Genomic DNA, 15,203 nt, shown 5'->3' on the forward strand with positions numbered 1-15,203 from the left:
CGAGATCAGCCGTAGACGACCAAAAGGTCCTTGGCGTCGATCTGGTCGCCGGCACGCACCAGCACCTCGGCGATGGTGCCGTCGCGTTCGGCATGCAGTGCCGTTTCCATCTTCATGGCTTCGATCGACAGCAGCACGTCGCCGGCCTTGATCGGCTGGCCGGCTGAGACGGCGAGCGTCGAGACGACACCCGGCATCGGCGCACCGACATGGGCGTCGTTGCCCGCCTCGGCCTTGCGCCGTGCCTTGGAGGCGGATGCGCCATGGGCACGGTCCGGCACCTTGACGCGGCGCGGCTGGCCGTTGAGTTCGAAGAACACCGTCACCATGCCCTTCTCGTCGACGTCGCCGACAGCGAGGCAACGGATGACCAGCGTCTTGCCCTTTTCGATATCGACGAAAACCTCGTCCTCCGGCTTCATGCCGTAGAAATAGACCGGCGTCGGCAGCACGCTGACCGGACCGTAGGTGTCCTGGGCGCCGACGAAGTCGGTGAACACCTTCGGGTACATCAGCCAGGAGGCAAACTCGTCCTCGGACAGCTTGCGCCCGAGCTTGCTCTCGATTTCCTTGCGGTTGGCCTTGAGATCGGCCGGCTTGAGCAGCGAACCGGGGCGCGTGGTGATCGGTGTCTCACCCTTCAGCACCTTTTTCTGCAGTGCCGCCGGCCAGCCGCCCGGCGACTGGCCGAGATCGCCGCGCAGCATCGACACCACCGAGTCCGGGAAGGCAATGTCCTTGGCCGGGTTCTCGACGTCGGCGACGGTCAGCTCCTGGCTGACCATCATCAGTGCCATGTCGCCGACGACCTTGGACGACGGCGTCACCTTGACGATGTCGCCGAACATCAGGTTGACGTCGTGATAAGCCTGCGCCACCTCGTGCCAGCGGGTCTCGAGGCCGAGCGAGCGGGCCTGTTCCTTCAGGTTGGTGAACTGGCCACCCGGCATCTCATGCAGATAGACCTCCGAAGCGGGTCCCTTCAGGTCGCTCTCGAAGGCGGCATACTGGTTGCGCACGGCTTCCCAGTAGAACGAGATGCGGCGGATCCATTCGGGCGCCAGGCCCGGGTCGCGATCCGAACCACGCAGTGCCTCGACGATCGAGCCCAGGCACGGCTGCGAGGTGTTCCCGGAGAAGGCATCCATGGCCGCGTCGATGGCATCGACGCCGCTTTCGACCGCCGCCAGCACGGTTGCCGCCGACAGGCCCGACGTGTCGTGGGTGTGGAAATGGATCGGCAGGTCGGTGGCCTCACGCAGCGCCTTGAACAGCACGCGCGCCGCAGCCGGCTTGAGCAGGCCCGCCATGTCCTTGACGGCGATGATGTGCGCGCCGGCCGCTTCCAGCTCCTTGGCGAGGCCGACATAATACTTCAGGTCGTACTTCGCCCTGTTCGGGTCGAGGATGTCACCGGTGTAGCAGATCGCCGCTTCGCAGAGCTTACCCTCGGCACCGACCGCATCCATCGACACGCGCATGTTCTCGACCCAGTTGAGGCAGTCGAAGACGCGGAACAGGTCGACGCCACCTGATGCAGCCTGGCGAACGAAATGCTGGACGACGTTGTCGGGATAGTTGGTGTAGCCGACGCCGTTGGCGCCGCGCAGCAGCATCTGCAGCAGGATGTTGGGCGCCGCCTGACGGACTTTCGATAGCCGCTCCCACGGGTCTTCGGTCAGGAAGCGCATGGCGACGTCGAAGGTGGCACCGCCCCAGCATTCGAGCGACAGCAGCTGCGGCAGCGCGCGCGCATAGGTACCGGCAATCTTGGCGATGTCATGGGTGCGCACCCGCGTCGCCAGAAGCGACTGGTGGCCGTCACGCATCGTCGTGTCGGTGATCAGTACCTGCTTCTGCGCCCGCATCCAGGCCGCGAACTTCTCCGGGCCAAGCTGGTCGAGCATCTGCCTGGTGCCGTCGGGGATCGGGCCGGTGAACCACGGCACGACGGGTGCTGCGGCCTCTGGATTGGGCGCGGCGCGGCCACGCGTCTCCGGGTGGCCGTTGACGGTGACGTCGGCGAGGTAGTTGAGCAGCTTGGTGGCGCGGTCCTGGCGCTTGACCTGCGCGAACAGCTCGGGCGTCGAGTCGATGAACCTGGTGGTGTAGGAATTATCGCGGAACGACGGGTGCGTGATGATCGCTTCGAGGAAGGTCAGGTTGGTCGCCACGCCGCGAATGCGGAACTCGCGCAGCGCCCGATGCATGCGCGCGATCGCCTCGACCGGGTTCGGCGCCCAGGCGGTGACCTTTTCCAGCAGCGGATCGTAGAAACGGGTGATGACCGCGCCCGAATAGGCCGTGCCGCCGTCGAGGCGGATGCCGAAACCGGTGGCGCCGCGATAGGCGGTGATGCGGCCATAGTCGGGAATAAAGTTCTGCTCCGGGTCCTCGGTCGTGATGCGGCACTGCAAGGCATGGCCGTTGAGGCGGATGTCTGCCTGGACGGGCACGCCCGATTCCGGCGTGCCTATGGCGAAGCCGTCGAGGATGTGGATCTGTGCCTTGACGATGTCGATGCCGGTCACCTGCTCGGTGACGGTATGTTCAACCTGGATGCGCGGGTTGACCTCGATGAAGTAGAACTTGCCGGTGTCGGCATCCTGCAGGAACTCGACAGTGCCCGCGCCGATATAGGCGGTGTCGCGGGCGAGCTTGAGGGCATAACCGCACAGCTCCTGGCGCAGCTCCTCGCTGAGGTAAGGTGCTGGTGCGCGCTCGACGACCTTCTGGTTGCGGCGCTGGATCGAGCAGTCGCGCTCGAACAGGTGCACGGCGTTGCCATGGGTGTCACCCAGCACCTGCACCTCGACGTGGCGAGCGCGTTCGATCAGCTTTTCAAGATAGACCTCGTCCTTGCCGAACGCCGCCTTGGCCTCGCGCTTGCCTTCGGTCACCTCGCGGATAAGGTCGGCCTCGCTGCGGATGGCGCGCATGCCACGACCGCCGCCACCCCATGAGGCCTTGAGCATGACGGGATAGCCAACCTCGGCGGCGAGCCTCTTCACCTCGTCCATGTCGTCGGGCAGAGGGTCGGTCGCCGGGATCACCGGCACACCGACTTCAATGGCAAGGTTGCGCGCCGCCACCTTGTTGCCAAGCCGGCGCATGGTCTCGGGCTTCGGCCCGATGAAGGTGATGCCATTGGCAGCACAGGCGTCAGCGAACTCGGGGCTCTCCGACAACAGACCATAGCCGGGATGGATGGCATCGGCACCCGACAGCCTGGCGACGCGGATGATCTCCTCGATCGACAGGTAGCTTTCGATCGGTCCCATGTCCTTGGTGAGATGGGGACCACGGCCGACCTGGTAGCTTTCGTCGGCCTTGAAGCGATGCAGCGAATATTTGTCCTCTTCGGCCCAGATCGCCACGGTTTTGAGCCCCAGCTCATTGGCCGCGCGGAAGACGCGGATGGCGATTTCGGATCGGTTGGCGACGAGGATCTTGCTGATCGGCACGAATACGCTCCAGGGAACCGGATATTTAAGAGGCGGCGAATGATTAGCGGGAAAATGCTGCGGTGCAACCGAAAACACACATTGCTAAATCGATTTAATTTCCGTTGGGTCAGACCGGCATTTTTCCACGGCACAAAAAAATGCCCGACGCTTTCGCGCCGGGCATCTCACATCAGCAGACCCTGCTGAAATTACTTCTGCGGCTTGTAGGTGTACTTGCCGTCGTCGCCCTTCACCCATTCATACATGATGTAGCCGGGCAGCTTCGGGTCGCCCTTCTCGTCGAAGCCCATGTCGCCAAGCACGGTCGGGAAGGTGTTCGCCTTCATTGCCTTCGCCACTTCCTGCGGATCGACCGAACCGGCCTTCTTGGCAGCTTCGGCGATGACCTGCATCGCTGCGTAGGAGTAGAGGGTGTAAGCCTCGGGGTTGAAGCCGGCGGCACGGAACTTTTCGACCAGCGCGTTGTTCGTCGGGTTCAGCGTCGGATCGGGACCGAAGGTGTTGAGGGTACCGGCAACAGCGTCGCCAGCGATCGAGGCGAGTTCGTTCGAGACGATGCCATCGCCCGAAACCAGCTTCGCCTTGAGGCCCTGGTCAGCCGTCTGGCGGATGATCAGGCCGGCTTCGGTGTGTAGGCCGCCCCAGTAGATGATGGTGACGCCGGCTTCCTTCATCTTGCCGATGAGTGCCGAGAAATCCTTGTCGCCGATGTTGACGCCTTCGTACATGACCTCGGTCAGGCCGGCAGCGTTCATCGCCTTCTTGGTTTCGTCAGCCAGACCCTGGCCGTAAGGCGTCTTGTCGTGGATCACCGCGATCTTGGCGTCCTTGAACTTCTCAGCCAGATATGCGCCGGCGATGGCGCCCTGCTGGTCGTCACGGCCGCAGGTGCGGAAGGTGTTCCACAGGCCACGCTCGGTGAACTGCGGGTTGGTCGCAGCCGGGGTGATTTCGAGAATGCCGTTCTCGGCGTAGACTTCCGAAGCCGGGATCGAGACGCCCGAGTTGAAGTGACCGACCACGAACTTGACGCCGTCAGCGACGAACTTGTTGGCGACCGAGATGCCCTGCTTCGGATCGGAAACGTCGTCGCCGACAACCAGCTTGATCTGCTCGCCATTGATACCGCCAGCTGCGTTGATGTCGGCAACCGCCTGCTCGGCGCCCTTCTGGAGCTGCGCTCCGAAGGCTGCGTTCGGGCCGGTGATCGGGCCAGCGACGCCAACAATGATATCGGCCCATGCGCTGCCGCTGAACGCCACAAGCGCGGTCAGTGCAACAGCCGACAAAAGTGACTTTTTCATTGAAACACTCCCATTAGTTGAGTGGGCGTGGATGTTCTTTCATGCGATGCCCACCCATATCGCAGAAAGGTGAGTTTGCCGATTTTCCGGCAGTTGTCACGCCGATTCATTGGCGAATCGGCGCGTTAGAACCCCCTCAAGACTTGGCGCGCCAAGAAAGCGGCGAGGCCTTTTCATAGAGCCAGTGATATTGCTTCACCATCTGATTGGTGCGGGTGTATTTGTAACCAAGCGTTGCAAAAACCAGCAATATGACGGTGTCGACGATATAGTATTGCAGCGAGAACATGGTGCCCTCGAACAGCGCGTGGTGGATGAAGCGTACGCCGAGCCCAAGCCCCAGAATGTACAACACGAGCTGCGCGTAGCTGCGCCAGGTCTGGGCACAGGCGCGTCCGGTCATCCAGGCCGCCCATCCACCCAGCAGGCAGCTGACGAACAGGAACTGCCAGATCGAGGCTTCCTCGTAGAGAATGCCGTGCATGATGGTGTCTCCTAGTGACGGCCGCCTTCGAGATAGGCTGCGCGAACCTCGGGATCGGCGAGCAGATCCTTGCCGGTGCCGCTCATCGTGACGACGCCGTTGACCATGACGTAGCCGCGCGTCGCCAGCTTGAGCGCGCCGAAGGCGTTCTGCTCGACAAGGAACACGGTCAGCCCTTGGGTGCGGTTGAGCTCGCGGATGGCGTCGAAGATCTGCTTCACGATCAGCGGCGCCAGGCCGAGCGAAGGCTCGTCGAGCAGCAGCAGCTTGGGTCGAGCCATCAGCGCGCGGCCGATCGACAGCATCTGCTGCTCTCCCCCGGAAAGCGTGCCGCCGCGCTGGCCGATGCGCTCCTTGAGACGTGGAAACAGCGTGAACACCTTCTCGACGTCCTCATCATAGTATTTGAGGTTGTCGAGGCTTGCGCCCATCTGAAGATTTTCCATCACCGTCATGCGCGGGAAGATGCGCCGGCCCTCGGGCGATTGCGCGATGCGCAACCTCGCGATCTCGTGCGTCGGCATGTCGGTGATGTCGGTTCCGGCGAAGGTGATGGTGCCGCGGCGCGCCCTTGGCGTACCGAAGATGGTCATCATCAGCGTTGACTTGCCAGCGCCGTTGGCGCCGATCAGCGCGACGATCTCGCCTTCATTGACAGCGACGTCGACGCCGCTGAGGGCGCGGATGTTGCCGTAGTAGGTCTCGACACCTTTGATGTCGAGCAAGGTCTTAGCCGTCACTTGCCACCTCCGCGCTTGGCTTTCGCCGGCTTGGCCGCTTCACGCGCCAGCGCCTTGGCCTGCCCCACCCAGTCTTCCCGTTCGATGCGGCCGTCAAAGGCGAGATAGGCCTCGGCCGCCGCGATGTCCGACTTCTTCCACGCCGCCACCTGGTCGAAATGGAAGATACCGTGCTCGTTGAGCTTCTTTTCGTTGACCGGCCCGATGCCCTTGATCGCGATGAGCCGGTCGGCAACGCCGCCACGCGGAGCGGCAAGTACGTTGGAGATGGTCTTCGGAGCTGAGGGCTTCGCGGCGGCAGGTTTGGACGCCGCCGGCTTGGCGGCAGTCGGTTTGGGCGTTGACGCCGCAGGTTTGGCGGCCGGCTTGGCCGCAGCCTTCGCAGCCGGCTTGGCGGGCGCCTTTGTCGCAGCCGTTGATGACGGTTTTGCTGGCGTCTTCGTTTCGGCTTTGGCGACCGCTGGCTTGGCAGCCGGGGCAGGCTTGGCGCTGCCCTTTGGTGCCGGCGTGGCCGTGACTGCAGACTTTACGACCTTTGCTGTCTTGGTAGCAGGATTCGCGGCTGGTGTCGCCCTGGCAGCCGGTTTCGCCGGCGGCGTGGCCGTGCTGGTCGGCTTCGCAGCGTTCGTGGCTTTGGCAACCGGCTTGGCCGATACAGCGGCTGGCTTGGCTGCCGGAGCAGCCTTCGCCGGGGCCTTGGTCGTTGTCTTGGCAGCAGCCTTCGGCGCATCCCCCCTGGCGACTTGCTTTGCAGGTGCCGGCGCTGCCTTGGCCGCGGGCTTGACCGCCTCTTTCACGACCGCAGGCCTGCTTGCCCTGGCCGCAGGCTTCGTCTCAGCCTTTGCCGCTAACTTGGCAGCAACAGCAGCGGATGCCTTGCCGGCTGCCGCCTTGGGCGCAGGCTTGACCGGCGCAGACATCAACCCCGCGGCTGGTGCAGCCGCAGGCTTGGCCTTCGTCGCCTTTCCGGCGGGAGCCATCTGGCTTGCAGACGCGGCGGCTGCCCTTGCAGCCTGCACTTCAACCTGACTGGCTTTCGATGCGCCCTTGGAGACCGAGACGACTTCGCCATGATCATCGCTGTGGCCAATGGTGTCGCTCACCGGTCCGGCCATCATCGACGAAGACGAACCAGGTCCATGGGCCGGATCCGGCATGCCTTCGAGCTCTTCGATGACCTGCTCGTCGCCAACCTCGACCAGAACGTTGGATACCTCTTCGTCGTCGACGCCGAGATAGGCGGCAATGACCTTCGGATCCGTCCTGACCGACATCGGGTCGCCATCGGAAATCTTGCGGCCGTATTCCAGCACCACGACGTGGTCGGAAATCTGCATGACCACCGACATGTCGTGCTCGATGAGCAGGATCGACGTGCCGGTGTTGTCCTTGATGTCGTTGAGCAGCGTATTGAGTGCCAGCGACTCTTTGGGGTTGAGGCCGGCCGCCGGTTCGTCGAGGCAAAGCAGCTCTGGTCCGGTACACATGGCGCGCGCAATCTCGAGGCGGCGTTGTGCGCCATAGGGAAGGTCGCCCGCCGGATCGTCGGCACGGTCGAGCAGTTCGGCCTTTTCGAGCCAATGCTTGGCAAGCTCGACTGATTCAGCCGACGCCCTGCGGTAGCCGCCAAGGCCGACCAGGCCCATGACGGTAAATCCGGAGGCCTTCATCAGCTTGTTGTGCTGGGCAACCAGAAGATTCTCGAGCAGCGTCATGCCCGAAAACAGCCGGATGTTCTGGAAGGTACGCGCGACCTTGGCCTTGGCCGTGATCTGGAAGTCCGGCATGCGCTCGAGCAGGAATTCCCCGCCTTCGCGGCCGTTGAACCGGATCATGCCTTCGGTCGGCTTGTAGAAGCCCGTAATGCAGTTGAAGACCGTGGTCTTGCCGGCACCGTTCGGGCCGATCAGCGCGGTGATTTCGCCGCGCTTGGCCTCAAAGGACAGGTCGCCGATGGCGACAAGGCCACCGAATTTCATCGACAGATGCTCGACCTGCAGGATCGGCTTGCTCATGGATGCGCTCGCGTTCATCAGCCGTGTCCTTCCTTGGTGAAGGAACTGGAGACAGCTTTTCGTTCATGCAGGAAGGCCGTGGGTTCGCGGCTGCCGACGAAACCTCGCGGCTTCCACAGCATCACGATGACCATCGCCATGCCAAACAGCAGCATGCGGTAAAGCTCAGGCGTGAAGTCCGGCCCGAAAACGTGCTTGAGGAACTCCATCTCGCGCAGGATCTCGGTGCCGCCGATCATCACCGCGGCCGCGACCGCGATGCCGACCAGCGACCCCATGCCGCCGAGCACCACGATAGCCAGGATGATCGCCGATTCCAGGAAGACGAAGGATTCAGGCGACACGAAGCCCTGGCGCGCGGCGAAGAACGAGCCGGCGAAACCGCCGAACATGGCGCCTGTCGCAAAGGCGGTGAGCTTGGTGGTGGTGGTGTTGATGCCGAGCGAACGGCAGGCGATCTCGTCCTCGCGCAGCGCTTCCCAGGCGCGGCCGACCGGCATGCGGCGCAGGCGTATGGTGACGAAGGCAGTCAGCAGCGCCAGGCCAAGGATGAGGTAGTAGAGGAAGATCTTGTAGTAGGCGCCGGACTGGGCGATGCCGAGCACCTTGGCGATGTAGTTGGGATCGGAGACGTTGAACGACATCAGCCCGAAGAAGCTGACCTTCGGGATGCCGGAGATGCCGGCAGCACCGTTGGTGACTTCGCGCCAGTTGATCAACACGAGGCGGATGATCTCACCGAAGGCGAGCGTGACGATCGCCAGATAGTCGCCTCGAAGCCGCAGAACCGGGAAGCCGAGGATGACGCCCCAGAAGGCGGCCATGATGCCGGCCACCGGCAGCAGGATCCAGAACGACCAGCCGAGCTGCGTTGCCAAAAGCGCGTAGGCATAGGCGCCGACGGCGTAGAAAGCGACGTAGCCGAGATCGAGCAGCCCGGCGAGACCGACGACGATGTTCAGGCCCCAGGCCAGCATGACGTAGATCAGGATCTGGATGCCGAAATTGTCGACCCACTTGAGCGAACCCTGGAAGCCGCCAGCCATCGAACCCGTCAAGAGCGCCAGGATCAGGACGACAACGATTGGATAGGCGATCAGGACGCCGACGCCGAGGGCCGAAAAGTGGTTATGGATGAAGGCGCGGAAGTAGAACAGCACCGAGGCCAGCGCATAGATGATCGCCAGCGCGCGGAAGAAGCGCAGGTAACCAGCCAGGCCGGAACCGAAAATCCCGTCAAGCGAGCCGGCGAACAACAGAAGCACCGCCGCGACGACCAGCGCCCCAATGAAGTAGGGCAAGCGGAAGAACCGCGTCGCCACGCTGTCTGGCAGCAGCCCGCTGGCGACATCGACGATCTTCTGTCGCGCCATGAATGGCTGCGCATAGGCGACGTAGAGGAAGCGGCCGAGCATGACCAGACCGACGACGATGGTAAGCAGGCCCCAGCGCGGAACGAGGACCAGTTCGTTGCTGATGTTCTGGTCGGTCTTGAGGCCGATGAAGAGGAAGAAAAGGCCAAACGCGATGATACCCGCATAGAAGGCCTCGCGAAGGCCGTGCTGCAATGGGCTGGCGGTCTCTTCGCGTGAAGCTTGGGCGATATTGGCCATGTTGTCAGACCTTCTCGACTTCGGGCCGGCCAAGGATGCCGGAGGGCAGGAAGATGAGCACGATGGCGAGGATCGAGAACGCTGCAACGTCCTTGTAGTCGATCGAGAAGTAGGCCGACCACATGCTTTCGATGAAGCCGATCATCAGGCCGCCAATGACAGCTCCCGGCAACGAGCCGATGCCGCCAAGCACCGCCGCCGTGAAGGCTTTGACCCCGGGCACGAAACCGTCGGAGAAGGCAACGACACCGTAATACATGAGGAACAGGGTACCGGCGACGGCGGCAAGGGCTGCACCCATGATGAAGGTGATGGAGATGGTGCGGTCGACGTCGATGCCGAGCAAAGCTGCCATCTTGCGGTCCTGCTCGCAGGCACGCTGGGCGCGGCCGAGCGAGGTCTTGTTGACGAGGTACCAGAACAAAGCGAGCAGCAGGGCGGTGACCACGACGATGATGATCTGCTTCAGCGAAATCGAGATGCCGCCGATATCGTAGACCTGGCTGACCATTGGCGGGATCGGCTTGTTGCGCGGACCCTGGGTGACCTGAACGAAATTGGACAGCGCGATCGACATGCCGATGGCGGTGATCAGCGGCGCTAGGCGGAACGATCCGCGCAGCGGCCGATAGGCCACCTTTTCGATCGTCCAGTTGTAGAGGCTGGTCAGGAGCATCGCCACGACCATCATGATCAGCAGGGCGATGACGACCGGCACCGAATAGAACATGGCGCCCAGGATCAGGAACACGATCAGGGCTGTAAACGCCCCGAGCATGAAGATGTCGCCATGGGCGAAATTGATCATGCCGATGATGCCGTAGACCATCGTATAGCCGATCGCGATCAGGCCATAGATGGACCCCAGCGTCAGCCCATTGACCAGCTGCTGGACGAAATATTGCATATGGATGCGGCTCCCCTGGAATGTCGCGCGATGCACGCATTCCTTTTGATATTTCCCCTAGTCCTAAAGTTTCGAGCCTGGATTGCAACGTGATTCTTCAACCCGTTGCGGCTTGCCGGACAGCGTTTTCCGCCGCCTCTGTTTTTTGTTGTCCAGGCCCTGGACTATCGCGAAACCTATCATTGGCTCAACGCAATGTCTTTGCCGTTTCCGGTGATTTTGCGCGCCATTATCGAAGAATGTAGCGCCAAGATACGTAACAGCAACAGGTTCTTGCGTCTTGCCGATGGTCTCTTTCCCATGAATGTCTAGACATATTGGCTGCTCCAGCTCCCTGCCATACGACTATTTGACTATGAACCCATGCGCGAACGGATCGCGATCGTCGATGAAGATGGTGTTCAATCCGGTCATCCGCGCCCACCCCCCGATCGAGGGAATGATCGCCTTCTTGCCGGCCACTTCGACCTCGCGCTCGACCCGCCCCTTGAACAGCGAACCGATGATCGATTCGTGCACGAAATCGTCACCCGCCCTGAGCTTGTCCTTGCCGTGAAGCTGCGCCATGCGCGCCGAGGTGCCGGTGCCGCAAGGCGAGCGGTCGATCGCCTTGTCGCCATAGAAGACCGCGTTGCGGGCATGCGCTTCGGCATGCTTCGGCGCACCCGTCCACAGCATGTGCGACAGCCGGTCGATGCCGGGATTTTCAGGATGCACAAACTGGTATTTTTCGTTCAGCCGCTGCCGCACGACAGGGCTCCAGGCGATGAAATCGCCGGCGGTGTAGTCGGCCATGTCGCGGTAGTTTTCCTGCGGCTCGACGATGGCGTAGAAATTTCCGCCATAAGCGACATCGACCCTGATCTCGCCGAGTACAGGGCATTCGACCGAAAGCCCTTCGGCATAAAGGAAGGACGGCACGTTGGTGATGCGCACTTCCTCGACATAATCGCCGACCTGCCTGTACTCGGCAATCACGAGGCCGGCCGGCGTGTCGAGGCGCAGCGTGCCCGGCGTCTTCGGCTTGATCAGCCCGTGCTCGATCGCCATCGTCACCGTGCCGATCGTGCCGTGGCCGCACATCGGCAGGCAGCCCGACGTCTCGATGAACAGGATGGCGACATCGCAATCCTCGCGCGTCGGCGGATAGAGGATCGAGCCCGACATCACGTCATGGCCGCGCGGCTCGAACATCAGCCCGGTGCGGATCCAGTCGTATTCGGCAAGGAAATGCGCCCGACGTTCCATCATCGTCGCGCCTTCGAGGCGGGGGCCACCGCCCGCCACCAGCCGCACCGGATTGCCGCAGGTGTGGCCGTCGATACAGAAAAAGGAGTGGCGCGCCATGATGATACCTTGCGTCAGAAACGTTGGGCGGAAAAGGGGGTGAGATCGATCGCCGACTTTTGACCCAGCATGCGCTCGCGCACCAGCCGGCCGGTGGCCGCCGCCTGGGTGAGGCCAAGGTGACCATGGCCGAAAGCGTAGTGGACGCCGGCTTGGCTGCGCGAGCCGCCAATGACCGGCAGCGAATCGGGCAGCGACGGGCGGAAGCCCATCCATTCGCGCCCGCCCGAAGTATCGAGACCCGGTAGGAACTTGCGCGCCTTCTCCAGCATCGCCTTCGACCGCGCATAGTTCGGCGCCCGCGAGATGCCGCCCAGCTCGACAGCGCCGCCGACGCGCAGGCCGGTGGCAAGCGGCGTGATGACGAAGCCATGGCCGGAGAAGATCAGCTGTCGCTTGACGTCGAAAGCACTGGTGGGGAGCGTCGTGTTGTAGCCGCGCTCGGTTTCGAGCGGGATGACGTCGCCGAGCTGACGGGCGAGCAGATGCGACCAGGCTCCGGCAGCGATCAGAACCTGGCGGGCGAACAGCGTGCGGCCTTGCTTGAGCTGGATCAGGATGCGGTCACCAGCCGGCCGGACAAGCCCGACATCGCCCTTGACGAAGGAAGCGCCGCTGACCTCGGCATGACGCCAGATCGCCTTGCCGAGATCCTTCGGGTCGGACACCGTCTTCCAGCCGGGCACGAAGGTGCCACGCGTGAAGCGGTCGGCCAGCCCGGGCTGATAGTTTGCGAGTTCGTGCTTTTCGAGATGCCGGTAGGCGATGCCGAAGCGGTCACGCGCCGCCCAGCTCGGCAATGCCGCCTTGAACTCCGCCTCACGCTCGTAGAGTTCAAGCGAACCGTCCTCGCGCAGCATCGAGCCGGTACCCGAGCGCGCCATCAGCGACGCCCACTCCTGCTCGGCGAGCTTCATCAGCCCGGCCTGCGCGGCAAGGCTCGCCTCATAGTTGGCGGGCGCCCCGGCACGCCAGAAGCGGAAGAGCCATGGCGCAAGCTTGGGCAGGTAGGCAGGTGGAATGGTCAGCGGGCCAAGCGGGTCGGCCAGCCATTTCGGTACGTTGCGCATCATGCCCTTGTGCGCAAGCGGCAGGACATCGGAGAACGCAAACGCCCCGGCATTGCCGGAGCTGGTTTCCTCGCAGACGCCGGTGCGGTCAAAGACCGTCACCTTGCGCCCGGCCTCGGCGAGATAGGCAGCCGCCACGATGCCGACGATGCCGGCGCCGATGATGGCAATGTCGATCTCGTCGACCGCTGCACTCATGCCTTGCTCCCCTCCGAGCCCTGCCCTTACCAGATCAGAACGAAGGCAGCTTGGGGCGGACTTCCAGGGCATCCTTGATGATCTTCTCGACCGCGTTGCGGCGCTCGCCCGACAATGGCTTGCGCGGCATGCGCACACGATCGTGGGAGCCGATCGCCAGCACCTCGGCAAGCTTGATGTTCTGGACCAGATAGGTCGAGACGTCGAGGTCGAGCAGCGGGCGGAACCAGCGGTAGATGGCGAGCGCCTCTTCGCGCCGGCCCTGCTTCATCAGCTGGTAGATGGCGACGGTCTCGCGTGGGAAGGCGACGACGAGGCCTGCAACCCAACCGATTGCGCCGACCGAAAGAGCCTCGAAGGCGAGGTTGTCGACGCCGGTGAACAGGTCGTAGCGGTTGCCCAGGCGGTTGATGATCTCGGTCGAGCGGCGGATGTCGTCGGACGATTCCTTGACCGCGACGAAGCGCGTGTCGGACGCCAGTTCCTCCATCTGGTCGACGGTGACGTCGACGCGGTAGGCGAGGCGGTTGGAGTAGATCATGACCGGCAGGTCGCCGGCCTCGGCCACGGCGCGAAGGGCCGCCACCGTCTCTTCCGGGTTGGTGTGGTAGATCGGGCTCGGCACCACCATCAGGCCGGACGCGCCTTCCCTAGAGGCGCGCTTGGCGATGGCCGCCGCCTCGCGGGTGCCGGCCTCGTTGACCGTCAGCAGCACCGGCTTGCCGGCGGCGACCTTCTGGGCGGTCTTCAGCACCTCGATCTTTTCGTCATGCGAGAGCATCGGGCCCTCGCCGAGCGAGCCGGCGACGATCAGGCCGTCACATCCGGCCTCCATCTGCAGCGCGAAGCAGCGCTCCATTTCGGCATGATCGAGGCGATCGTCCGCCGTGAATTTGGTGGTGACTGCTGGGATGACTCCGGCCCACATAGCGCTCTCTCCATCTGATATATCAGTGATATATGACGAGGCGACCAACATTGTCAATCGGCAATCGCATCTGATATATCAAAAATATATCATTGCGCTTTCAAGAGATTCGGTCATGCAAGCTGAGAAACTGGAACCGGCTGCGACACGGGCCTACCACGAGCTCGAACGGCTCATCGTCACCCTCGAACTCGCCCCTGGGACCATTGCCACCGAAGGTTCTCTGATCGACAGGCTCGGCCTTGGCCGCACGCCGGTGCGCGAGGCGATCCAGCGCCTGGCCTGGGAAGGACTGGTCGAGATCAGGCCGCGCGCCGGCCTGGCGATTGCGCCGCTGCACCCCGGCGATTGGCTGCGCGTGCTCGACGCGCGCCGCGGCATCGAGGTCGTGCTCGCTCGCTCGGCGGCGCGCTTCGTCACCCGCGATGCCGCCAACCAGTTCCATGCCGCAGCCCTTGCGATGCAGAAAGCAGTGATCGCGGCCGACGTGCTCGGCTTCCTTGCGGCCGACAAGGCGCTCGACGAGGCGCTCGCCCTTGCCGCCGACAACGACTTTGCCGCCCGCCTCGCAGCACCCCTGCAGACCCACAGCCGGCGTTTCTGGTTCCGCTACCAGCGCGACACCGGCCTCGCAGCCTCTGCCGAGCACCACGTCGCGCTGATCCGGTCCATCCTCGAGCATGACGAGGAGGGCGCCGCCCAGGAAGCCGAGCGGCTGATGGCGATGCTGCGCGCCCATGCCGAGGCGGCAGCGACGCGGTAAGGCCGCATGATCGATCAATGTCTCGGTTCGGCTTCCCTGACTTCATCAGCGGCGCTCTCCCAGCCGTCGCCGGCGGCGAGCACACAGCTGCGGCCTCTGACATCCGACAACAGCACGGTCCAGGTGCCATCGTCGGAGATGTAGATTTCGACGATGGCCGCGTCGCCAGCGACACCGTAACCAAGGCGCCGCTCGTGAAAACTGTCCGTCAGGCCGGCCACGATCGCGTCATGGTCGCTGCAGAACAGCTCTGCAACTGCCGGGGTGGCCGGCAGCATCAGCGCCAAGCCGAAGGCCGCCAGCCCGCTTGTGTGGAATGCGGGCGCGAGTGCCATTCGACACCTCCTTGCCGCCGCATCTGAGCGGG

11 protein-coding genes and 2 pseudogenes are annotated in these 15,203 nt (G+C 63.4%); 1 reads left to right on the plus strand and 12 read right to left on the minus strand.

Annotation, left to right across the window (positions count from 1 at the left end; translation table 11 throughout):
- Nucleotides 1-5: 5 nt before the first annotated feature.
- From pyc to Amn_RS25495, 11 genes and pseudogenes are all read right to left on the minus strand, one after another.
- Entirely contained in the window at nt 6-3,464 is a 3,459-nt protein-coding gene (gene pyc, locus Amn_RS25450; RefSeq protein WP_067956648.1) for a pyruvate carboxylase, read from the minus strand.
- Nucleotides 3,465-3,655: 191 nt separating this feature from the next.
- Complete coding sequence (locus Amn_RS25455; RefSeq protein ID WP_067956644.1) at nt 3,656-4,771, minus strand: branched-chain amino acid ABC transporter substrate-binding protein; 1,116 nt, start codon at nt 4,769-4,771, stop codon at nt 3,656-3,658.
- A 136-nt stretch (nt 4,772-4,907) separates the two neighbouring features.
- Nucleotides 4,908-5,255 carry a DUF6867 family protein gene (locus Amn_RS25460; protein WP_067956643.1) on the minus strand — a complete coding sequence of 116 codons (348 nt, stop codon included), beginning with the start codon at nt 5,253-5,255 and terminating at the stop codon, nt 4,908-4,910.
- 11 nt (nt 5,256-5,266) lie between these two features.
- Nucleotides 5,267-5,995, minus strand: a complete 729-nt coding sequence (locus Amn_RS25465) for an ABC transporter ATP-binding protein (RefSeq protein ID WP_067956640.1) — start codon at nt 5,993-5,995, stop codon at nt 5,267-5,269.
- Nucleotides 5,992-6,246, minus strand: a pseudogene (locus Amn_RS32750) (helix-hairpin-helix domain-containing protein); the annotation flags it as partial. The pseudogene Amn_RS32750 and the gene Amn_RS25465, both read right to left, overlap by 4 nt.
- Nucleotides 6,247-7,161: 915 nt before the next feature.
- A pseudogene (locus Amn_RS32755) lies at nt 7,162-8,028 on the minus strand (ABC transporter ATP-binding protein); the annotation flags it as partial.
- Entirely contained in the window at nt 8,028-9,623 is a 1,596-nt protein-coding gene (gene livM / locus Amn_RS25475; RefSeq protein WP_067956637.1) for a high-affinity branched-chain amino acid ABC transporter permease LivM, read from the minus strand. The gene livM and the pseudogene Amn_RS32755, both read right to left, overlap by 1 nt.
- A gap of 4 nt (nt 9,624-9,627) precedes the next feature.
- A complete protein-coding gene (locus tag Amn_RS25480; RefSeq protein ID WP_067956635.1) occupies nt 9,628-10,530 on the minus strand; it encodes a branched-chain amino acid ABC transporter permease in 903 nt (300 codons plus the stop codon).
- Nucleotides 10,531-10,875: 345 nt separating this feature from the next.
- The gene (locus tag Amn_RS25485) at nt 10,876-11,877 is read right to left on the minus strand and encodes a 4-hydroxyproline epimerase (protein ID WP_067956631.1); all 1,002 of its coding nucleotides are present in this window, start codon (nt 11,875-11,877) and stop codon (nt 10,876-10,878) included.
- Between the two features lie 14 nt (nt 11,878-11,891).
- Complete coding sequence (locus tag Amn_RS25490; protein ID WP_154386184.1) at nt 11,892-13,145, minus strand: NAD(P)/FAD-dependent oxidoreductase; 1,254 nt, start codon at nt 13,143-13,145, stop codon at nt 11,892-11,894.
- 34 nt (nt 13,146-13,179) lie between these two features.
- The gene (locus Amn_RS25495; RefSeq protein ID WP_067956627.1) at nt 13,180-14,073 is read right to left on the minus strand and encodes a dihydrodipicolinate synthase family protein; all 894 of its coding nucleotides are present in this window, start codon (nt 14,071-14,073) and stop codon (nt 13,180-13,182) included.
- 115 nt (nt 14,074-14,188) lie between these two features.
- On the opposite strand from Amn_RS25495, the gene Amn_RS25500 reads away from it, so the two are divergent.
- Entirely contained in the window at nt 14,189-14,836 is a 648-nt protein-coding gene (locus Amn_RS25500; protein WP_263005789.1) for a GntR family transcriptional regulator, read from the plus strand.
- A 14-nt stretch (nt 14,837-14,850) separates the two neighbouring features.
- Here Amn_RS25500 and Amn_RS25505 read toward each other — a convergent pair whose 3' ends face one another.
- Complete coding sequence (locus Amn_RS25505; RefSeq protein WP_286293588.1) at nt 14,851-15,171, minus strand: hypothetical protein; 321 nt, start codon at nt 15,169-15,171, stop codon at nt 14,851-14,853.
- Between the last annotated feature and the right edge of the window lie 32 nt (nt 15,172-15,203).

This window comes from Aminobacter sp. Y103A (genome assembly GCF_030294925.1).
Lineage (GTDB): Bacteria > Pseudomonadota > Alphaproteobacteria > Rhizobiales > Rhizobiaceae > Aminobacter > Aminobacter ciceronei.